This is a genomic window from Streptomyces sp. NPDC022552, from assembly GCF_055561875.1.
This window is the reverse complement of record NZ_JBVHGJ010000013.1, coordinates 110,549-131,488: the sequence shown is the minus strand read 5'-3', so window position 1 is coordinate 131,488 and position 20,940 is coordinate 110,549. Positions and strand designations below refer to the sequence as shown.

Annotated in this window: 18 protein-coding genes; 11 read left to right on the top strand and 7 right to left on the bottom strand. The window is 71.8% G+C overall.

Annotated features, from left to right (window positions below):
• Nucleotides 1–5 precede the first annotated feature (5 nt).
• The 3 genes from ACZ3OF_RS28440 (at nucleotide 6) to ACZ3OF_RS28430 (ending at nucleotide 4,066) form a co-directional block, all read left to right on the top strand.
• Entirely contained in the window at nucleotides 6–1,238 is a 1,233-nt protein-coding gene (locus tag ACZ3OF_RS28440; protein WP_361674614.1) for an arginine deiminase, read from the top strand.
• Between the two features lie 113 nt (nucleotides 1,239–1,351).
• The gene (gene argF, locus ACZ3OF_RS28435) at nucleotides 1,352–2,359 is read left to right on the top strand and encodes an ornithine carbamoyltransferase (RefSeq protein ID WP_361674766.1); all 1,008 of its coding nucleotides are present in this window, start codon (nucleotides 1,352–1,354) and stop codon (nucleotides 2,357–2,359) included.
• Between the two features lie 180 nt (nucleotides 2,360–2,539).
• A complete protein-coding gene (locus tag ACZ3OF_RS28430; RefSeq protein ID WP_361674612.1) occupies nucleotides 2,540–4,066 on the top strand; it encodes an amino acid permease in 1,527 nt (508 codons plus the stop codon).
• Here the strand turns inward: ACZ3OF_RS28430 and ACZ3OF_RS28425 are convergent.
• Complete coding sequence (locus ACZ3OF_RS28425) at nucleotides 4,023–4,463, bottom strand: ATP-binding protein (RefSeq protein ID WP_467307574.1); 441 nt, start codon at nucleotides 4,461–4,463, stop codon at nucleotides 4,023–4,025. The genes ACZ3OF_RS28430 and ACZ3OF_RS28425 overlap by 44 nt on opposite strands.
• 254 nt (nucleotides 4,464–4,717) lie before the next feature.
• Here ACZ3OF_RS28425 and ACZ3OF_RS28420 point away from each other — a divergent pair, with 254 nt between their 5' ends.
• Together ACZ3OF_RS28420 and ACZ3OF_RS28415 are read left to right on the top strand one after the other, a co-directional pair.
• Nucleotides 4,718–5,545 (top strand): enoyl-CoA hydratase family protein, encoded by an 828-nt coding sequence (locus ACZ3OF_RS28420; RefSeq protein WP_361674608.1) that lies wholly within the window; start codon nucleotides 4,718–4,720, stop codon nucleotides 5,543–5,545.
• A 2-nt stretch (nucleotides 5,546–5,547) separates the two neighbouring features.
• Nucleotides 5,548–7,884, top strand: coding sequence for a bifunctional salicylyl-CoA 5-hydroxylase/oxidoreductase (locus ACZ3OF_RS28415; protein ID WP_467307572.1), 2,337 nt, complete (start codon nucleotides 5,548–5,550; stop codon nucleotides 7,882–7,884).
• A 42-nt stretch (nucleotides 7,885–7,926) separates the two neighbouring features.
• Here the strand turns inward: ACZ3OF_RS28415 and ACZ3OF_RS28410 are convergent, their stop codons facing one another.
• A complete protein-coding gene (locus ACZ3OF_RS28410; RefSeq protein ID WP_361674604.1) occupies nucleotides 7,927–8,769 on the bottom strand; it encodes a PaaX family transcriptional regulator in 843 nt (280 codons plus the stop codon).
• Nucleotides 8,770–8,778: 9 nt separating this feature from the next.
• Nucleotides 8,779–10,428 carry an AMP-binding protein gene (locus ACZ3OF_RS28405; protein ID WP_361674602.1) on the bottom strand — a complete coding sequence of 550 codons (1,650 nt, stop codon included), beginning with the start codon at nucleotides 10,426–10,428 and terminating at the stop codon, nucleotides 8,779–8,781.
• A gap of 109 nt (nucleotides 10,429–10,537) precedes the next feature.
• On the opposite strand from ACZ3OF_RS28405, the gene ACZ3OF_RS28400 reads away from it, so the two are divergent.
• From ACZ3OF_RS28400 to ACZ3OF_RS28380, 5 genes are all read left to right on the top strand, one after another.
• Nucleotides 10,538–11,815, top strand: a complete 1,278-nt coding sequence (locus tag ACZ3OF_RS28400) for an acyl-CoA dehydrogenase family protein (protein WP_361674600.1) — start codon at nucleotides 10,538–10,540, stop codon at nucleotides 11,813–11,815.
• On the top strand, nucleotides 11,812–12,210 hold the full coding sequence (locus ACZ3OF_RS28395; protein WP_361674598.1) for a RidA family protein: 399 nt from the start codon (nucleotides 11,812–11,814) through the stop codon (nucleotides 12,208–12,210). Before ACZ3OF_RS28400 ends, ACZ3OF_RS28395 begins: the two co-directional genes overlap by 4 nt.
• A 104-nt stretch (nucleotides 12,211–12,314) precedes the next feature.
• Nucleotides 12,315–13,868 (top strand): MFS transporter, encoded by a 1,554-nt coding sequence (locus tag ACZ3OF_RS28390; RefSeq protein ID WP_467307568.1) that lies wholly within the window; start codon nucleotides 12,315–12,317, stop codon nucleotides 13,866–13,868.
• 95 nt (nucleotides 13,869–13,963) lie between these two features.
• On the top strand, nucleotides 13,964–14,464 hold the full coding sequence (gene tpx, locus ACZ3OF_RS28385; RefSeq protein WP_361674594.1) for a thiol peroxidase: 501 nt from the start codon (nucleotides 13,964–13,966) through the stop codon (nucleotides 14,462–14,464).
• 190 nt (nucleotides 14,465–14,654) lie between these two features.
• A complete protein-coding gene (locus tag ACZ3OF_RS28380) occupies nucleotides 14,655–15,590 on the top strand; it encodes a tetratricopeptide repeat protein (RefSeq protein ID WP_361674592.1) in 936 nt (311 codons plus the stop codon).
• A 243-nt stretch (nucleotides 15,591–15,833) separates the two neighbouring features.
• Here the strand turns inward: ACZ3OF_RS28380 and ACZ3OF_RS28375 are convergent, their stop codons facing one another.
• The 3 genes from ACZ3OF_RS28375 to ACZ3OF_RS28365 all read right to left on the bottom strand — a co-directional run bounded on the left by ACZ3OF_RS28375 (nucleotide 15,834) and on the right by ACZ3OF_RS28365 (nucleotide 18,798).
• Nucleotides 15,834–17,363, bottom strand: a complete 1,530-nt coding sequence (locus tag ACZ3OF_RS28375; RefSeq protein ID WP_361674590.1) for a helix-turn-helix domain-containing protein — start codon at nucleotides 17,361–17,363, stop codon at nucleotides 15,834–15,836.
• A 51-nt stretch (nucleotides 17,364–17,414) separates the two neighbouring features.
• Nucleotides 17,415–17,768, bottom strand: a complete 354-nt coding sequence (locus ACZ3OF_RS28370) for a VOC family protein (RefSeq protein WP_467307565.1) — start codon at nucleotides 17,766–17,768, stop codon at nucleotides 17,415–17,417.
• A gap of 73 nt (nucleotides 17,769–17,841) precedes the next feature.
• Entirely contained in the window at nucleotides 17,842–18,798 is a 957-nt protein-coding gene (locus ACZ3OF_RS28365; protein WP_361674586.1) for an AraC family transcriptional regulator, read from the bottom strand.
• A 114-nt stretch (nucleotides 18,799–18,912) separates the two neighbouring features.
• Between ACZ3OF_RS28365 and ACZ3OF_RS28360 the strand changes: the two genes are divergently transcribed.
• Entirely contained in the window at nucleotides 18,913–19,761 is an 849-nt protein-coding gene (locus ACZ3OF_RS28360; protein ID WP_467307562.1) for an NAD(P)H-binding protein, read from the top strand.
• Nucleotides 19,762–19,807: 46 nt separating this feature from the next.
• On the opposite strand, the gene ACZ3OF_RS28355 is transcribed toward ACZ3OF_RS28360, so the two are convergent.
• Nucleotides 19,808–20,836, bottom strand: coding sequence for a saccharopine dehydrogenase family protein (locus tag ACZ3OF_RS28355; RefSeq protein ID WP_467307560.1), 1,029 nt, complete (start codon nucleotides 20,834–20,836; stop codon nucleotides 19,808–19,810).
• Nucleotides 20,837–20,940: the final 104 nt, after the last annotated feature.

Below are 20,940 nucleotides of genomic sequence, written 5' to 3'. Positions count from 1 at the left end.
GGCGCATGGGATTCCATGTCGATTCCGAGACCGGGCGGCTCCGCCGCGTCATACTGCACCGGCCCGATCTGGAGCTGAAGCGGCTGACACCCTCCAACAAGGACGCTCTCCTCTTCGACGACGTGCTCTGGGTGCGCCGCGCCCGGCAGGAGCACGACGGCTTCGCCGACGTCCTGCGCGACCGGGGCGTCGCGGTCCATCTCTTCGGTGACCTCCTGCGCGAGACCCTCGAACTGCCCGCCGCCCGCAAGCTCGTCCTCGACCGGGTCTTCGACGAGAAGGAGTACGGTCCGCTCGCCGCCGACCACCTTCGCGCGGCCTACGACTCCCTGGACGCCCCCGCGCTCGTCGAGGCGCTGGTCGGGGGGATGACGAAGCGGGAGTTCCTGGCCGAGCACCGCGAGCCGACGTCGGTCCGGTTCCACGTCATGGACCTGGACGACTTCGTCCTCAGGCCGCTGCCGAACCACATCTTCACCCGGGACACCTCCGCCTGGATCTACGACGGCGTCTCCATCAACGCGATGCGCTGGCCCGCCCGCCAGCGCGAGACGGTCCACTTCGAGGCGATCTACAAGCACCATCCGCTCTTCACCGGCTCCGAGGCGGGGAACTTCCACCTCTGGTCCGAGGGCCAGGCCGACTACCCGTCCACGATCGAGGGCGGCGACGTCCTCGTGATCGGCAACGGAGCCGTCCTGATCGGGATGAGCGAGCGGACCACCCCGCAGGCGGTGGAGATGCTGGCCCGCGGGATGTTCGCGGCCGGCTCGGCCCGGACGATCATCGCCCTCGACATGCCGAAGCGGCGCGCGTTCATGCACCTCGACACGGTGATGACGATGGTCGACCACGACACCTTCACCCAGTACGCGGGGCTCGGCATGCTCCGCTCGTACACGATCGAACCGGGCGACGAGGGCCAGTCGCTGCGGGTCACCGACCATCCGCCCGAGCACATGCACAGTGCGATCGCCGCCGCGCTCGGTCTCCAGGACATCCGCGTCCTCACCGCCACGCAGGACGTCCACGCGGCGGAGCGCGAGCAGTGGGACGACGGCTGCAACGTCCTCGCCGTCGAGCCCGGCGTGGTCGTGGCGTACGAACGGAACTCGACGACCAACACCCATCTGCGCAAGCAGGGCATCGAGGTGATCGAGATCCCGGGCAGCGAGCTGGGGCGGGGGAGGGGCGGCCCGCGCTGTATGAGCTGCCCGGTGGAGCGCGACGCCGTGTGAGGAACGGATCGGGACGACGAGTGTGCGGCCTCACTGTATAGCCATACTGATATACGTATAGACTTCCAGTCGCTGACATGTTCGCCGTCCCCGACCGTACCCAGGAGCACCCCATGGCCACCGACCTCATCGGCCGCCACTTCCTCAAGGAGCTGGACTTCACCGCCGAGGAGTTCCGAGGCCTTATCGACCTGGCCGCCGAGCTGAAGGCGGCCAAGAAGGCGGGCGCCGAGGTCCAGCGGCTCCGGGGCAGGAACATCGCCCTGATCTTCGAGAAGACCTCGACGCGGACGCGCTGCGCCTTCGAGGTCGCCGCCGCCGACCAGGGTGCCTCCACCACCTACCTCGACCCGTCCGGCTCTCAGATCGGCCACAAGGAGTCCGTGAAGGACACGGCCCGCGTCCTCGGCCGGATGTTCGATGCCATCGAGTACCGCGGCGACAGCCAATCGAAGGTCGAGGACTTCGCCACGCACGCGGGCGTGCCCGTGTTCAACGGTCTGACGGACGACTGGCACCCCACCCAGATGCTCGCCGACGTGCTCACCATGACCGAGCACACGGACAAGCCGCTCGACGCGGTCACCTTCGCCTACCTCGGCGACGCCCGCTTCAACATGGGCAACTCCTACCTGGTCACCGGGGCCCTGCTCGGCATGGACGTCCGGATCGTGGCACCCGAGGCGTACTGGCCGAGCGAGGGAGTCGTCGCCTCGGCGCGCGCGCTCGCGGAGAAGAGCGGCGCGACGATCACCCTCACCGAGGACGTCGCCGAAGGCGTCCTGGGCGCGGACTTCGTCGCCACCGACGTCTGGGTCTCCATGGGCGAGCCCAAGGAGGTCTGGGACGAGCGGATCGCCGACCTCGTGCCGTACGCCGTGACCATGGACGTCCTGCGCGCCACCGGCAACCCCGGCGTGAAGTTCCTGCACTGCCTGCCGGCCTTCCACGATCTCGGCACGGCCGTCGGCCGGGACATCCACGCCCGGCACGGTCTCACCGAGCTGGAGGTCTCCGACGAGGTCTTCGAGTCCGAGCACTCCGTCGTCTTCGACGAGGCCGAGAACCGTATGCACACCATCAAGGCGGTCCTCGTCGCCACCATGGCCGGCGTCGAATAGCGATACGCCCGATTGGGGGTATATGCGCTCCCGTGGTTACCATCGGATCGAATGGTGGGGTTCGAGCTCGCACGCTCGGACCCCACTCGCGCGTCCGCGCCCGTGTGTCCGGACCCGTGTGTCCCGACCCGTGCGTCCACGCTCGGTGCGCCCCGCTCGACCAGAGATGAGAACCCCCGCATGTCCCCGTCCGCGCCGCGGATCAAATCCCCCCAGCAGCTCATCGCCGAATCCGGCGCGGACCTCGAAGGCCACGGCCTCAAGCGCACCATGGGCCTGTTCCAGCTCGTGTGCTTCGGCGTCGGCGCCATCGTCGGCACCGGCATCTTCGTCGGCCTCTCCGACAGCGTCGCCGAGGCGGGCCCCGCCGTCGTCGTCTCCTTCGTCCTGGCCGCGATCACCTGCGTCTTCACCGCCTTCTCCTTCGCGGAGCTGGGCGGCGCGATGCCCGTCTCCGGCTCCTCGTACTCGTTCGCGTACGCGAGCCTCGGCGAGCGGGTCGCCTTCCTCGTCGGCTGGTGCCTGCTCCTGGAGTACGGAGTGTCGGTCTCCGCGGTCGCGGTCGGCTGGAGCCAGTACCTGAACGAGCTGCTCGACAGCCTCGTCGGCCTGCGGCTGCCGGACGTGCTCTCCGCCGGGCCCGGCGACGGCGGAATGATCAACCTGCCGGCGGTGATCGTCATCGCTCTGGCCGCCGTCCTGCTGGTGCGCGGCGTGCGGGAGAGCGCCCGGGCGACGGCCGCGATGGCCGTCCTCAAGATCGGGATCCTGATCCTCTTCTGCGCGGTCGGCTTCACCGCCTTCAAGGACGGCAACCTCTCGCCGTTCGCGGGGCACGGCGCCGCCGGGATCACCGCGGGGGCCTCCCTGGCGTTCTTCTCGTACATCGGCTTCGACGCGATCACCACCGCCGGCGAGGAGGTCAAGAACCCCCGCCGCAACATCCCGATCGCGATCCTCATCTGCCTCGGTCTCGTCACGCTGCTCTACGGCGCGGTGGCGCTCTCGGCGATCGGGGCCCTGGGCGCCGACGACGTCGCCGGCCGGCCGGCCGCGCTCTCGCTCGTCGTCGACCAGGTCACCGGATCGTCGATCGGCGGCGGGATCATCGCCTTCGGCGCGGTCGTCGCGATCGCGTCCGTCGTCCTCGCCGTGATGTACGGGCAGACCCGCGTCCTGATGTCCATGTCCCGTGACGGGCTCGTCCCCCGGGTCTTCGAGCGGGTCTCCCCGAAGAGCGCGACCCCCGTCGCCAACACCTGGATCGTCGCCGCCGTCTTCGCGGTCCCGGCCGCGTTCTCCTCGCTCGACGTGGTGGTCGGACTGACGACCATCGGCACGCTCGCGGTCATGGCCGTCGTCAACATCGCGGTGATCGCCCTGCGCCGCCGGAACCCGGAGCTGTCGCGCTCCTTCCGGGTGCCGCTCTATCCCCTGAGCCCGGTGCTCGGCGTCGGTTTCTGCCTCTATCTGATCTGGGGCACGGGCTGGACGACGTGGGTCCAGTTCGCGGCCTTCCTGGCCGTCGGCGCGCTGGTCTACGCGTTCTACGGGCGCCGCAACTCGCGCCTCGCCGCCGGCGCCCCGGCGCCGGCCGGGGCTGCTCCGGCCGACGCGGTCCAGGCCGGTGCCGTACCGGTCGCGGCCGTCCCCGCGGGTGCCGCTAGTGCCCCGGCAGGCGCTGGGCCGGAACCGCGGGAAGGCTGAACCAGACGGCCTTGCCGCGCGCGGTCGGGCGGTGGCCGCAGTCGCTGCTGAGCGCGCGGATGAGGAACAGTCCGCGGCCGTGCTCCTGCCAGGGGTCGGGGGCCTCGATCGGCTCCGGGCCGATCAGCTCGCCGGGGCGGGCGGGCCGCCCGTCGTGCACCTCGACCTGGCAGCCGCCCGGCAGCACCTCGACGACCAGCTCGATCGGACCCTCGCCCGCGGTGTGCTCCACGGCGTTGGCGACGAGCTCCGCGGTCAGCAGCTCGGCGGTGTCGCCGTCGGCGGGCGCGTCGGTGTCCGTGAGCGCCGTACGGACCAGCGCGCGGGCCATCGGCACGGCGGCCGTGCTGTGCGGAAGCTCGATGCGCCACAAGGTGGGGTCGGTGACTTCGACCATGGCGGGGTCCGTTCGCGGAGGGCTGTGTGTGGCGGGGATGCGGGAGAGGGCGTGTCCCGGGACGTCCTGCTTTCAACCTTACGAAGCCCGTCGCCGCGCTCCATGGGCACCCCCTCCTTCGTGGCCGGGTCCAGGGTCACCGGCCCGAGGGGACCTTCGGCCGAGAGCTCCGCCCCCGCGTGCTATCGCGTACTCGTGACGACAGTCACAACACGGTGATACGCTCCAGGGAGGAGGAAGGGAGGGCGTCCCGTATGAGCCCCTTTACCGGCTCCGCACCCCGTACCGAGCGCTGGCGGCATCTGCGACTGACCGTCGAGGACGGCGTCGCCACCGTCACCCTCGACCGACCCGAGAAACTCAACGCGCTCACCTTCGGCGCCTACGCCGACCTGCGCGACCTGCTCGCCGAACTCTCCCGGGAGAGGGCCGTGCGCGCCCTCGTCCTCGGCGGCGAGGGGCGTGGCTTCTGCTCCGGCGGCGACGTCGACGAGATCATCGGCGCGACCCTCGCCATGGACACCGCCCAGCTGCTCGACTTCAACCGGATGACCGGACAGGTCGTCCGGGCGATCCGCGAGTGCCCCTTCCCGGTGATCGCCGCCGTCCACGGCGTCGCGGCCGGCGCGGGGGCGGTCCTGGCTCTCGCCGCCGACTTCCGGATCGCCGACCCGAGCGCCCGGTTCGCCTTCCTCTTCACCCGGGTGGGGCTCTCCGGCGGCGACATGGGCGCGGCCTATCTGCTGCCCCGGGTCGTCGGCCTCGGCCACGCGACCCGGCTCCTGATGCTCGGCGAACCGGTCCGCGCCGCGGAGGCCGAACGCATCGGCCTGATCAGCGAACTCACCGACGAGGGCGGCGTCCCCGCCCGCGCCGCCGAGCTCGCCCGCCGCCTGGCCGACGGACCGGCCCTCGCCCACGCCCAGACCAAGGCGCTGCTCACCGCCGAGCTGGACATGCCGCTCGCGGCCTCCGTCGAACTGGACGCCGCCACCCAGGCGCTGCTCATGAACGGCGAGGACTACGCCGAGTTCCACGCCGCCTTCACCGAGAAGCGCCCCCCGAAGTGGCGGGGGCGGTGACGATGGCCCCCGCTCCGGAACCCCACGCGGCCCCGGGCCCCCACGCGGCCCCGGGTGGCCCCCGCGACCCCCTCCGTATCGCCGTCGTCGGAGGCGGGCCCGGCGGGCTCTACGCGGCCGCCCTGCTCAAACGGCTCGACCCCGCCCGCGAGGTCACCGTCTGGGAGCGCAATGCCCCCGACGACACCTTCGGCTTCGGAGTCGTCCTCTCCGACGAGACCCTCGGCGGCATCGAGCACGCCGACCCCGCCGTCCACCGCGCCCTCCAGGACGAGTTCGTCCGGTGGGAGGACATCCACATCGGCCACCGAGGCAACCTCCTCACCTCCTCCGGCCACGGCTTCGCCGCACTCGGCCGCCGCCGGCTCCTGGAGATCCTGCACGCCCGCTGCGCGGACCTCGGCGTACGGCTCCGCTTCCGTACCGAGGCCCCGCCCGCCGCCGAGCTGGCCGCCACGCACGACCTCGTCATCGCCGCCGACGGCGTCCACAGCGCCACCCGCGAGGCGCACGCCGATGTCTTCCGTCCCCGGATCACCACCCACCGCTGCCGCTACATCTGGCTCGCCGCCGACTTCGCCCTCGACGCCTTCCGCTTCGAGATCGCCGAGACCGAGCACGGCGTGATGCAGCTCCACGGCTACCCCTTCTCCGCCGACGCCTCCACCGTCATCGTCGAGATGCGCGAAGAGGTCTGGCAGGCCGCCGGATTCGGCGAGATGGACGAGGACGAGTCCACCGTCCGCTGCGCCAAGATCTTTGCCGAGGTGCTCGGCGGCCGGACCCTGCGCTCCAACCGGTCCACCTGGACCGCCTTCCGTACGGTGGTCAACGAGCGCTGGTCGCACGGCACCACGGTCCTCCTCGGCGACGCCGCCCACACCGCTCACTTCTCCATCGGCTCCGGCACGAAACTCGCCGTCGAGGACGCCCTCGCGCTCGCCGCCTGCGTCGAGGAGCAGCCCACGCTGGCGGAGGCGCTGGCCGCGTACGAGACCGAGCGCAGGCCGGTCGTCGAGTCCACCCAGCGCGCGGCGGCGGCCAGCCTGCGCTGGTTCGAGGAGCTGGACGGCTATCTGCACCAGCCGCCACGGCAGTTCGCCTTCAACCTCCTCACCCGCAGCCGCCGCGTCACCCACGACAACCTGCGCCTGCGTGACGCACGGTTCACCGACTCCGTGGAACGGGACTTCGGCTGCCCGCCCGGCACCCCGCCGATGTTCACGCCCTTCCGGCTGCGCGGGCTCACCCTGCGCAACCGGGTCGTGGTCTCGCCGATGGACCTGTACGTCGCCGAGGACGGCCTCCCCGGCGACTACCACCTCGTCCACCTCGGCGCGCGGGCGCTGGGCGGCGCCGGGCTCGTCATGACCGAGATGGTCTGTGTGAGCCCCGAGGGCCGAATCACCCCCGCCTGCACCGGACTCTGGACGGACGAACAGGCCGACGCCTGGAGCCGGATCACCGCCTTCACGCACGCCCAGGCCCCCGGTACGGCGATCGGCGTCCAGCTCGGCCACTCCGGCCGCAAGGGCTCCACCCGCCGGATGTGGGAGGGCATCGACCAGCCGCTCCCGGACGGCAACTGGCCGCTGACGGCCGCCTCACCGCTGCCGTACCGACCGGGCGTCAACCAGGTCCCGCGTGCCCTGGACCGGGCGGGCATGACGGCCGTACGGGAGGAGTTCGCCGCCGCCGCCCGGCGCGCCGCGCGCTGCGACTTCGACCTCCTCGAACTGCACTGCGCCCACGGCTATCTGCTCTCGGGCTTCCTCTCACCGCTCACCAACCACCGGGACGACGCCTACGGCGGCCCGCTGGAGAACCGGCTGCGCTTCCCGCTCGAAGTCTTCGACGCCGTACGAGAGGTGTGGCCCGAGGACCGGCCGATGACCGTGCGTCTCTCCGCGACCGACTGGGCGGACGGCGGGACGACGGTCGAGGACGCGATCGCGATCGCCCGCGCCTTCGTCGCCCACGGCGCGGACGCCCTCGACGTCTCCACCGGCCAGGTCGTCCCCGACGAACACCCCGAGTACGGCCGCTCCTACCAGGTCCCGTACGCCGACCGGATCCGCAACGCGCTCGCCGTGCCCGTGATCGCGGTCGGCGCGATCTCCTCCTGGGACGACGTCAACTCCCTCCTCCTGGCAGGCCGGGCCGACCTCTGCGCCCTCGCCCGCCCGCACCTCTACGACCCGCACTGGACCCTGCACGCGGCGGCCGAGCAGAACTACCAGGGCGAGGCGGCACCCTGGCCGGCCCCGTACCGCGCGGGCAGCCGCACACCCCCGACGGGCCGCACGGACGCACCCAGACCACGGCTCACCCTGAACTGACTGACGCACAGGCATGCGTGGCGGGAGGCGCTCAGGAGGCGCTCAGCCCTCCCCGGAGCCCTCCTGGTCCGGCTGCGGCTGGGCGAACCGGGCACCCCGGTCCCGCAGCAGGGCGTGCAGTTCCGCGAAGACCGCCGCCGAGCGGGCGCCCGGCCAGTCCTGCGGCAGCAGCTCGGCCGGGAGGACAGGGTCCGCGTAGGGGAGGCGGCGCCAGGAGTCCAGGGCGAACAGATAGTCGCGGTAGGCGTCCTCCGCCGAGCCCGGAGAGGCCTTCCAGGACCGCAGGACCGGCTCATGGGCGGCCAGGAACTCCTCGTGCAGCTTCGCGATCGACGGCAGGTCCCACCAGCGGGCCACCGTCTCCGCCGTCGGCGCGTACCCCAGGTGTTCGCCGCGGAAGAGGTCCACGTACGAGGAGAGCTCCAGGCGCTCCAGAGTGTGGCGGGTCTCCTCGTACAGCCGCGCCGGGGCGATCCAGACGCCCGGGGCCGCCGTGCCGAAGCCCAGCCTGGCCAGCCGCGAGCGCAGCAGGTGCCGCTTGTGGCGCTCGGCCTCGGGCACGGTGAAGACGGCGAGGACCCACCCGTCCGACAGCGCGGGACGGGTACGGGCGTAGATCCGGCGGTCGCCGTCCTCCAGGAGCTGGCGGGCGTCGTCCGACAGGGTGTACCCGGCCGCCCCGTCCGCCGTCCGGCGGGGCAGCAGCAGGCCCCGCCGCTTCAGCCGGGACACCGACGAGCGCACCGACGGCGCGTCCACGCCGAGCACCGCGAGGAGGCGGATGAGCTCGGCCACCGGCAACGGCTCCTCGCCCGGCGCGAGGCCGCGGCCGTACGCGCCGTACAGCGAGACGATCAGAGAACGGGGAGTGTGCTGCTCGACCACGTGATCACTCTAGGGGGTGGCGGTGCCGTCGGGGTCGGCGCGCAGCCGGAACCGCTGCAGCTTCCCCGTCGCCGTCCTGGGCAGCGCGTCCAGGAAGACGATCTTCCGCGGGCTCTTGTACGGCACCAGCCGGGCCCGGACGAACGCCCGCAGCGCCCCGGCCGTCTCGGCGTTCCGCGCCACCCCGTCCCGAACCACCGTGTACGCCACCACGATCTGGCCGCGCATCGCGTCCTCGTGCCCCACCACCGCCGCCTCGACCACGTCCGGGTGGGCGAGGAGCGCCTCCTCCACCTGGGGCCCGGCGATGTTGAAGCCCGCCGAGATGATCATGTCGTCGGCGCGCGCGACATAGCGGAAGTAGCCGTCGGGCTCGCGGACGTACGTGTCGCCCGTGACGTTCCAGCCCTGGTGGACGTACTCGCTCTGGCGCGGGTCGGACAGATACCGGCAGCCGACCGGACCGCGCACCGCGAGCAGGCCCTCCTCGCCGTCCGCGACCTCGGCTCCCGCCCGGTCCACCACCCGCGCCTGCCAGCCGGGGACCGGCAGCCCGGTCGTGCCCGGGCGGATGTCGCCGTCGGCGGCCGAGATGAAGATGTGGAGCAGCTCGGTCGCGCCGATGCCGTTGATGAGCTTCAGGCCGGTGCGCTCGTACCAGGCGTTCCAGGTCGCCGCCGGCAGGTTCTCGCCCGCTGACACGCACCGGCGCAGGGAGCGCAGCGCGCCGACGTCGTGACCGTCGTGCCGGTCCAGCTCCTCCAGCATCACCCGGTACGCCGTCGGCGCGGTGAACAGCACCGACACCCCGTGCTGCGGGATCGCCTCCAGGAGCTGCTTGGGGCCCGCCTGTTCGAGCAGCAGCGCGCTTGCTCCGGCGCGCAGCGGGAAGAGGACGAGACCGCCGAGCCCGAAGGTGAAGCCGAGGGGAGGGGAGCCGGCGAAGACGTCGTCCGGTTCCGGCCGCAGGACGTGCCGAGAGAAGGTGTCGGCGACGGCGAGCACGTCACGGTGGAAGTGCATGCAGCCCTTGGGCCGCCCGGTGGTGCCCGAGGTGAAGGCGATCAGCGCCACGTCGTCGGCGGCGGTCGCCACCGCCTCGTAGGTGTCCGGCCGGCCGGCGGAGAGGCTGAGCAGGTCGTCCGGGGCGTCCCCGCCGAAGGCCGTGATCCGCAGCCCCGGCACCTCGGCCTTGACCAGGTCGTCGACCGTCCGGATGTCGCAGAGCGCGTGCGTGCAGCGGGCCATCTCGCACATGACCGCCAGTTCCCGGGCGCGCTGCTGGGCCAGAACGGTGACGGCGACGGCGCCCGCCTTCATCACCGCGAGCCAGCAGGCGGCCAGCCAGGGGGTGGTGGGGCCGCGCAGGAGCACCCGGTTGCCGGGCAGGACGCCGAGGTCGGAGGTGAGGACATGGGCGATCCGGTTCACCCGTTCGCTCAGTTGTCCATATGTCCAGACATGGCCGTCGCCGTCCCGGAACGCCGGGCGCTCCGTACCGAATCGTTCCACCGTGCGGTCGAGTAGTTCCGTTCCGCAGTTGAGCCGCTCCGGGTAGTCGAGCCCGGGCAGTTCGAAGAGCAGTCGCGGCCACTGGTCCGGAGGCGGCAGCTGGTCGCGCGCGAAGGTGTCGTGGTGGGCCGTGGGAGTCAGCTCCATGAGTTCGTCCCCTTGTCGTGGTGGGGTCGCCCATCGAGCGTATCGTGATGGTGACGACAGTCAACGGTGCGCGATAGAAGTGATGTCGGCGAACGGGACAGGGGTCCGAATGTCCGTATTCTCACTCGATCCACAGCAGACCGCCCGCTGCGCGGAGCTCCGCGCCCTCGCGGCCGAACGGCTGCGGCCGCTCGCCGAGAAGGGCGAACCGGGCCGCGTCAACCGCCCCCTCGTCGCCGCCCTCGGCGAGCTCGGCCTGCTGGCCGGGCTCTTCGACGCGGGCGCCCTCGACCTCTGCCTGCTGCGCGAGTCCCTCGCCCACACGTGTACGGAGGCCGAGACCGCCCTCGCCCTCCAGGGGCTCGGCGGCCACCCCGTCGCCGCCTTCGGCACCGCCGAACAGCGCGACCGCTGGCTCCCCGAGGTCGTCGCGGGACGCGCCGTCGCGGCCTTCGCGCTCAGCGAGCCCGACGCCGGCTCCGACGCCGCCGCCCTCGCCCTGGAAGCCCGGCCGGACGGCGCGGGCGGCTGGCGCCTGCACGGCGAGAAGCGCTGGATCTCCAACGCCCCCGAGGCCGACTTCGCCACCGTCTTCGCCCGTACGATCCCGGGCGCGGGCGCCCGCGGCGTCACCGCCTTCCTCGTCCCCGCCGACCGGCCCGGCCTCTCCGGCAGCCCCCTCGACATGCTGGCCCCGCACGCCATCGGCACCCTCGTCTTCGACAGTGTCCCCGTCGGCCCCGCGGACGTCCTCGGCGAACCCGACCGCGGCTTCCGGGTCGCCATGACCACCCTCAACCGCTTCCGCCCCAGCGTCGGTGCCTTCGCCGTCGGCATGGCCCAGGCGGCCCTCGACGCCACGCTCACGCACACCGCGGCCCGCCCCGCCTTCGGCGGTGTCCTCGGCGACCTCCAGGCCGTCGCCCACCAGGTCGCCGAGATGGCCACCCGCACGGAGGCCGCCCGCCTCCTCGTCTACGCGGCGGCGGCCGCGTACGACGCGGGGGCGGAGGACGTGCCGCGCCGGGCGGCGATGGCGAAGCTGCTCGCCACCGAGACCGCGCAGTACGTCGTCGACGCCGCCGTCCAGCTCCACGGCGCCCGCGCGCTGCAACGCGGCCACCTCCTGGAGCACCTCTACCGCGAGGTGCGTGCCCCGCGCATCTACGAAGGAGCCACCGAGGTCCAGCGCACGATCATCGCGAAGGAGCTGTACAGGGCGGAGGCGGCCCGGGCGGCGGAAGGGCCTCCGGGGCAGGCGACGGAGAAGCGCCCGGAACGGGCGCCGGAACGGCCACCGCAGCAGCCCCCGGGGCAGCCCCCCGCCCTGCCGTACGAGAAGCTTGTCGAGACGCCTTCCGCGCCGTCCAAGGAGGCCACGTCATGAGCCTGCACCGGCACAACCCCGCCGAGCTCTCCCCGCCCACCGGCTTCTCCCACGCCGTCACCGCCACCGGCTCGCGGCTCGTCCTCCTCGCCGGGCAGACCAGCCTCGACCGTGACGGCAAGGTCGTGGGGGAGTCCCTGCCCGAGCAGTTCGAGACCGCGCTCACCAACCTCCTCACCGCCCTCCGCCACGCCGGCGGTTCCCCCGCCGACCTCGCGCGTGTCACCGTCTACGCCACCGACGTCGCCGACTACCGCCACCACGCCCACGAACTGGGCCGTATCTGGCGGCGGTTGGCGGGGCGCGACTACCCGGCGATGGCCGTCATCGGAGTCGTACGGCTCTGGGACGAGCAGGCGCACGTCGAACTGGACGGACTCGCCGTCCTGGAGTGACCGCACCCCGCTTGATCAACTGGAGAGTCGCCGAACCCGGGCTTAATGTCGAAAGGTGGACTGACCGGCCCACGGCTCCTCACAGAGCGAGGGCGCGATGCGCCATGAGTACACCCAAGCCGACAACCCCAGCAGAGACCGCGGCCCCGAGGCACCGGGGCGACGGGAAGGGCATCGCCCTCTTCGTCATCGCCTCGTGTCAGTTGATGGTCGTTCTCGACATCACGATCGTCAACATCGCGCTGCCACACATCCAGAGCTCGCTGGAGTTCTCGACGACCAGCCTGTCGTGGGTCGTCAACGCCTACACGCTGACCTTCGGCGGACTGCTGCTCCTCGGCGGCCGCGCCGGTGACATCCTCGGCCGCCGCCGTGTCTTCATGTTCGGCATCCTGCTCTTCGGGTTCGCCTCGCTGCTCTGCGGACTGGCCCAGAACGACTGGCAACTCCTCGCCGCCCGCGCACTCCAGGGCGTCGGCGGAGCCATCGCCTCCCCGACCTCGCTCTCCCTGATCACCACGAACTTCGAGGAAGGGCCGGAACGCAACCGGGCGTTCGGCGTGTTCGCGGCCGTCTCCGCGGGTGGCGGCGCGATCGGGCTCGTCGCGGGCGGACTGCTCGTCGAATGGCTCGACTGGCGCTGGATCTTCTTCGTCAACGTGCCCATCGCGCTGCTCATCGTGTTCCTCACGCCCCGCCACATCAGGGAGTCCGAGCGGCACCCCGGCCACTTCGACTTCACCGGAGCGTTCACCTCCACCCTCGGCATGGTGGCGCTCGTGTACGGGTTCATCCGCGCGTCGCAGGAAGGCTGGCGCGACCCGTGGACGCTCGCCTCGTTCGGCGCGGCGGTCGTCCTGCTGCTCCTGTTCATCCTGGTGGAGCGCCGGTCCCGGCAGCCGATCACCCCGCTGCACATGTTCGCCGACCGCAACCGGGCGGGAACGTACGCGATCATGCTCTGCCTGGCCGCGGCGATCTTCGGGATGTTCTTCTTCCTGACCCTCTGGGTGCAGGACGTGCTGCACTTCAGCCCGTTGAAGACGGGTCTCGCCTTCCTGCCCGTCAGCGCCATCATCGCGGTCGGTGCCGGCGTCGCCTCCCAGCTGCTCCCAAGGTTCGGACCGAAACCCTTCATGGTGGTCGGCTCGCTCCTGGCGGCGGCCGGCCTGTCCTGGCTGACCCTGACCGATGTCGACTCGACCTATCTGGGCAGCATCCTGGGGCCGATCCTGGTCTTCGGTATGGGCATGGGCCTCATGTTCGTTTCGCTGACCATCATGGCGCTCTCCAACGTCGAACCGCGGGAGTCGGGCGCCGCGTCCGGACTGCTCAACGCCACGCAGCAGGTGGGCGGTTCGCTCGGCCTCTCGATCCTGGTGACCGTCTTCGGCACGGCGAGCCGCAACGAGGCGAAGGTACAGATCCCCGCCTTCCTCTCCCAGGCGGGCCCCTTGGAGAAGGCCGAGTTCGCCAGGACCGGGCAGCTGCCCCCGCCGTACGCCGACGAGGTCCTGACGTCCGGTGTCTCGTCCGGATTCATCACGGCGGCGGCGTTCTCCATCGTGGCGTTCTTCATCGCGCTCTTCGTGATCCAGGTGCGCCAGTCGGACATCGACCGCCTCAAGGGCGGGATGCCACCGCCCGGCGCCGGCTGACGGCGCTACGGGCCCGGGTGAGGGGAACCCGGGTGAGTGGCCGCGCAACGTACGATCGATCGCGTTGTCGGTATCACTACCCAGGGAGAAACCCCATGGCCCAGATCGCGTTCAAGGGCAACCCGGTGCAGGTCAACGGCGTGCTGCCCGCCCCCGGCACTGTCGCCCCGGCCTTCACGCTCGTCGCCAAGGAGCTGACGGACAGCTCGCTGGAGCAGTTCGCCGGACAGCGCAAGGTGCTGAACATCTTCCCGAGCGTCGACACCGGCGTCTGCGCCGCCTCCGTCCGCACGTTCAACGAGAAGGCGGCCGACCTGGAGAACACCGTCGTGCTGTGCATCTCCGCGGACCTGCCCTTCGCGCAGTCCCGCTTCTGCGGTGCGGAGGGGCTGGAGAACGTGAAGACGCTCTCGACCCTGCGCGGCCGCGAGTTCCACACCAACTACGGCGTCGAGATCACGGACGGCCCGCTGGCCGGCCTGACCGCCCGCGCCGTGGTCGTCCTGGACGAGAACGACGAGGTGCTCCACGCGGAGCTCGTGGGCGAGATCGCGACCGAGCCCGACTACGAGGCCGCCCTCGCCGTCCTGAAGTAGCCGAGCCGGTCCGGGCGGGCGACCCCGCGGTCGACCGTCCGGACCCGCACGCGACGTGCTCGCCGACCGTTGGGTGAACTCTGGCGGAAGCTTCGTCGCACGACGTCTCCCGAGGTGCCGGGGCCGGGGATAGTGATCCGGTCAGCTGGTTTCCCGCCGTGAACGGCCGGGCCGTGCACGTGGGGGTTCGATGACGAGATGGGACGCGGTCCGGGTTCGGCAGGGCATCGTCGAGAGCTGTACCTCGGCCGAGCGGGCTGGTGACGAGGCCGTACGGAGGGGGAAGCCCCGAGAGGCCCGGCGGCACTACGAACGCATGCTGGCGAACGCCATCCGCCTGGCCGAGCAGTTCCCCGACGTCTCCACGCGGCGGGATCTGAGCGTGTCCTTCGGCAAGTACGGCGACTTCTGGGTCGACGAGGACCGCCTCGACCAGGCCGCGGAGGCGTACGAGGAGGCCCTGGCGGTCGCCTCGCGACTGCACCGGGACCACCCCGACGACCTCGGGGCGCTGCGGAATCTGAGGAGCGGCGAGTTCAAGCTCGGCGAGATCGCGGGCGCGGCGGCCGGGAACACGGCCCGCGACCGTTACACGGCGGCGCTGTCGTACGCCGAGCGCCTGGTGGACGCGGACCCGCGCCACCGCGCCGACCGGCGTGAGCTGGGCGTGATCCAGGAACGGCTCGGGCTCCTGGCGGCGGACCGCGGGGAGCACGACGAGGCGGCCGAATGGTACGCGGGCGCCCTGACCGTCCGCCGGAACCTGGCCCTGGAGACGCCCAACGACCCCCGTACCCGCCGTGACCTGGGCGTCCAGCACCAGCGCCTCGGCGACCTGGCCCTGCTCCGCCGCGACCTGGAGACCGCCCGCGCCCACTACGAGGAGGCGCTGACCAACCGCCGCGCCCTGCTCGGCGACGACCCCAGGGACCTGTCGGCCCAACGGGCCCTGAGCCTCCTCTGCGAACGCCTCGGCGACGTGGCCCTCCTCACGGAGGGCCCCGACGGAGCCCGCCAGTGGTACGACGACAGCTTCGCGATCCTGGACGCGGCCCTGGGCCCGAAGCACCCCGAAACCCGCACGCTCCGCAAGAAACTCCGCAGCCACCCCGCAACCCCGGGCTAGCCCGCAGATGGCGCTGGTCGCATCGGATCCTCTACGCCGAGTTCCACCCGGACGAGTGTCGTGGGGGCGGCTGGAACGAGGTCGGATCGCACGACCCCAAATGCGGCGCGAAGACGCTGTTCCCGGCCGACGGCTCCGGGCCGTAGCCGCCCGGCAGAAGTCCCACGGCCGCGGACAGGCACCCCCTCCGAGTCAGCGTGTACGCAGTCCGGAGGGGGTGTGGCGGCCGTTCTTCCGCAGGCCTCAGATGTCCCGGAAGATCTCGATCTGCGCGCCCACCGAGTTCAGGCGTTCCGCCAGGTCCTCGTAGCCGCGGTTGATGACGTAGACGTTCCGGAGGACCGACGTGCCCTCCGCCGCCATCATCGCCAGGAGCACCACCACCGCCGGGCGCAGGGCCGGGGGGCACATCATCTCGGCCGCGCGCCAGCGGGTGGGGCCCTCGACCAGGACGCGGTGGGGGTCGAGGAGTTGGAGGCGGCCGCCCAGGCGGTTGAGGTCCGTGAGGTAGATCGCCCGGTTGTCGTAGACCCAGTCGTGGATCAGCGTCTTGCCCTGCGCCGTCGCCGCGATCGCCGCGAAGAACGGGACGTTGTCGATGTTCAGGCCCGGGAACGGCATCGGGTGGATCTTGTCGATCGGCGCCTCCAGCTTGGAGGGACGGACCGTCAGGTCGACCAGGCGCGTGCGGCCGTTGTCCGCGGCGTACTCCGGGGAGCGGTCGTGGTCGAGGCCCATCTCCTCCAGGACCGCGAGCTCGATCTCCATGAACTCGATCGGGACCCGGCGGATCGTCAGCTCCGACTCGGTGACGACGGCCGCGGCCAGCAGGCTCATCGCCTCGACCGGGTCCTCGGAGGGGGAGTAGTCCACGTCCACGTCGATCTGCGGGACACCGTGGACGGTCAGCGTCGTCGTACCGATGCCCTCGACGCGTACGCCCAGCGCCTCCAGGAAGAAGCAGAGGTCCTGGACCATGTAGTTGGAGGAGGCGTTGCGGATGACGGTCACGCCGTCGTGGCGGGCCGCGGCCAGCAGCGCGTTCTCCGTCACGGTGTCGCCGCGCTCGGTCAGCACGATCGGGCGGTCCGGGACCACGGAGGATTCGACCTGGGCGTGGTAGAGGCCCTCGGTGGCCGTGATGTCCAGGCCGAAGCGGCGCAGCGCGATCATGTGCGGCTCGATGGTCCGCGTACCGAGGTCGCAGCCGCCCGCGTACGGGAGCTTGAAGCGGTCGAGGCGGTGCAGCAGCGGGCCGAGGAACATGATGATCGAGCGGGTGCGGATCGCGGCCTCGGCGTCGATCGAGTCCATGTCCAGCTCGGCCGGCGGCACGATCTCCAGGTCGACCCCGTCGTTGATCCAACGGGTGCGCACCCCGATGGAGTTGAGGACCTCCAGGAGCCGGAAGACCTCCTCGATGCGCGCGACGCGGCGCAGGACCGTGCGGCCCTTGTTGAGGAGCGAGGCGCAGAGCAGCGCGACGCACGCGTTCTTGCTCGTCTTGACGTCGATGGACCCGGAGAGCCGGCGGCGGCCGACGACCCGCAGGTGCATGGGGCCGGCGTAACCCAGGGACACGATCTCGCTGTCGAGTGCTTCGCCGATGCGTGCGATCATCTCAAGGCTGATGTTCTGGTTGCCACGTTCGATCCGGTTCACGGCGCTCTGGCTGGTGGCCAGGGCTTCGGCGAGCTGCGTCTGCGTCCAGCCGCGGTGCTGGCGGGCGTCACGGATGAGCTTGCCGATGCGTACGAGGTAGTCGTCTGCCATGGGCGTCACGTTATCTCAGATATGAGATGAGTCTTGCGCGGGGGTGAGCCGTCAGGGTGACGAACCGTGAGCAGTGGGATGGCGTGGTTCATACAGGGGCAGTTCGGACCCGCTCGGCATCCGCACGGTGGCGAGCAGCCCCCACCCCTGGTCGCTGGGCTCCGAGGTCTCGGCCCCGCGGTCCCGCAGCGTGGTGAGCGTACGGGTGATGTCGTCGCACATCAGATAGAACTCGTGCTTCGGCGCACCCTCCGTGGGGTGAACGGCGACCTCCGCCGGCGGGAGCTTGAAGATGAGCCAGCCGCGACCCGCGTCGACGTGCTCGAAGCCCAGCACGTCCTTCAGGAACGCCCGGTCGGCGTCCGCGTCCGGGGTGTAGAGAATCACATGCGCGCCGCTGAACATGATCCGATCCTCCCCCTGCCGTACGGCCCCGGCAATCGCTCCGCGCCCGTACGGGGAGCGGGGGCAGGGCTGCTCAGGCCGCGGCCGGCGCGGTCGCCGCGCGGTGGTGGCTCGGGCGGGTCCCGTACACGCGGTGGAAGGCGACGCTCAGTCCGAAGGCGCTGCGGTAGCCGACCTGTCGGGCGATCGACTCGACCGTCGCGTCGGTGCGCGCCAGCAGGTCGGCCGCCAGGGCGAGCCGCCAGCCGGTCAGATAGGCCATGGGCGGTTCGCCGACCAGATCGGTGAAGCGGCGGGCGAGCGTCGCCCGCGACACCCCCGTCTCCTCGGCGAGCGCCGCAACGGTCCACGGCCGCGCCGGACGGTCGTGCATCAGCCGGAGCGCCCGGCCCGCGACGGGGTCGCCGAGCGCGCGGTACCAGCCGGGCGGATCGGCCTCCGGACGGGCGAACCACTCGCGCAGCGTGGACAGCAGCAACAGGTCAAGGAGCCTGTCCAGGACGGCCTGCTGCCCCGGGTCGTCCCGGCCGATCTCCGCGACGGTGAGGTCCAGGATCGGGCCGGGCCCGCCGTCGGGGCGGACCATGACCACCCGGGGGAGCGCGCTCAGCAGCCGCTCCGAGACACGGCCGCCCACGTGGTAGCTGCCGGTGAGCAGCACCGTCGGGCCGTCCAGGGTGTTCCCGCAGGTGCGCAGCCCCAGCACGATGTCCTCGCAGACCTCTTCACCGTCGGCCGTCGTGCACCGGTCGGGGCCTTCCAGGACGTAGAGCGGCGGAGTCCCGGCGCCGGGATCGTCGGTGACGGAGAACGGCTCCGAGCCGACCACGACCGCCACGTCCCCTCGGCCGAGCGCCACGGGCGGCTCGGTGCCGCCCGGGAGAAGCCAGCCGGAGCCCCGCAACATCGTGACCAGGGTGAGCTGCGTGCGGTCGGCGAAGCGGATCGACCACGGCGGCGCCAGGATGTTCCGGCTGAACAGCGCGCCGTCGGATCTCACCTCGTACAGCAGACTTCCCAACGCGTCCATGCGGCAAGGCTAGACCCTGATTCGACGGGGGACGCGGCTCCCTGAGACGTTGAGACATCGATGTGAGCGCTCGTGCCATTCCGTGCCTCACGTCCACGGCGTTGGATGTCTCTCATGACGACTCATCACATGACCACCAGGCCGATCCTCGTCCTCGGCGGCACCGGCAAGACCGGCCGCCGCGTCCTCTCCCGCCTCCGCCGGCGCGGCCACGACGTCCGCGCGGCCTCCCGCAAGGGGCCGACCCGCTTCGACTGGACCGACGAGAACACCTGGGAGCCCGCCCTCGCGGGCGCCGGCGCCGTCTACCTGGTCGACTCGCAGCGCGAGGACGCCGGGACCTCGATGCGCGCCTTCGCGAAGCTCGCCGCCGCCGGCGGGGTCGAGCGCCTCGTCCTGCTCTCCCACAGCGACTGGGTCGTGCCGGAGGGCGAGGAGAAGCTGCCCTGCGAGGGCGCGGTGCGCGAGTCCGGTGCGGCGTGGACGATCCTGAAGCCGGCCTGGTTCGCCCAGAACTTCAGCGAGGACCCGCTCTTCCGGGGGCAGATCCTCGACGGCGAGGTGGTGACGTCGGCGGGAGCGGGCGCCGAGCCGTGGGTCGACGCCGAGGACATCGCCGACGTCGCCGTGGCCGCCCTCACCGAGGACGGTCACGCCGGGCAGACGTACCCCTTGTCCGGGCCGCGGCTGCTCACCTTCGACGCCGTGGCCGACGAGATCGCCCGGGCCACCGGCCGGGACATCACCCACCGGGCCGTCCCGCCGGAGGAGTTCGCGGCCTACGCGGCGCGCCGCGGGGTGTCGGAGGAGCACATCGCCCTGCTGAACATGCTCTACGGCTGGATCGGCGAGGAACGTTTCGCCCGGCTCGCCGACGGCGTCCAGCGGGCCCTCGGCCGCGAACCGCGCGACTTCTCCGACTACGTCCGTACGGCGGCGGTGACGGGCGTCTGGCACGGCTGACCGTCCCCACCCGCCTCTGGCGCGCCGACCGTCCCCACCCGTCGGCCTACGGCAATTCGACCGAAACGTGGGCGGAAAGGGCGCGGAGGAAGTCCGGCGCGTCGAACATCGCGCCCGCCGAGGCGACCCCGACCGTCCTGGTCCGCCCCGTGAGGACCCGCTCGACCGCCTCCACCGCGAGGGGCGCGCTGACGGCGTAGATGTCCTGGCCGCTCGCCACGGCGCGCCGCTCGACGCCGCCGGAGCGCACGACGACGTCGACGAGGAAGGTCTGCGCGGACCGTCCGCGCTCGTCGACCGCGGCCGGCGCCGGGGTGTCCGAGGCCGCCAGGTCCCTGGCCGCCTCGGCGGCCATGTACGTACGGACCTGGGGCACGGTCAGGTGGCTGGGGACGGTGACGATGTCGGCCATGGTGAAGTCGCCGATCACGGACCTGACCCCCAGCGGCTCGGGGAAGGTCCACTTCAGGGCCGGCGGGGCGTCGTCGCGGTACTCGATGCGCCCGTCGCGGAAGCGGACATGCCGCCCGTCCCTGCGCTGCCGGGAGACGGCACCCGCCGTTCGGGTCCCGGCGGTGGGGTGCCAGCTGCTCAGCCCGTACGCGACGTGCGCCTCGTCGGCCGACGTCCAGTCACCCATCGCCGCGGTGACGAGCAGGTCGCCGAGGCCGCCGAAGAAGGCCATCGCGGGGACGACGGCGGTACCCGCGGCGCGGGCGGGCTCCTCGAACCGGGCGAACGTGTCGAGATTGGCCTCGATCTCCGCCGCCACGTCCACGTACGGGATCCCGGCGCGCAGCGCCGCCTCGATCACCGGGGCGGCGGTCGTGGCGAAGGGCCCGGCGCAGTTGATCACGGCGGCGGCGCCGGCCAGCGCGCGGTCGAGCGAGGCCGGGTCGTCGACCGTGGCGGGCCGGGTCTCGAGTCCGGGACGCGTCGCCGCGAACTCGCGCAGCTTGCCGGCGTCGCGCCCGGCGAGAACCGGGACGAACCCCCGGTCCAGCAACTCCGCCACCACGAAGCGCCCGGTGTGCCCGTAGGCGCCGAACACCGCGACGATCTGTCCTGATCCCATGGGTTCCCCCGTTGTCCGCTGTCGAATGTTCCGATGCGGAGAGTCTGGCAACGGAGGCGTGATCCGAGGGAGTGTCCGGAACGACATGCCTCGTACAATTCCGG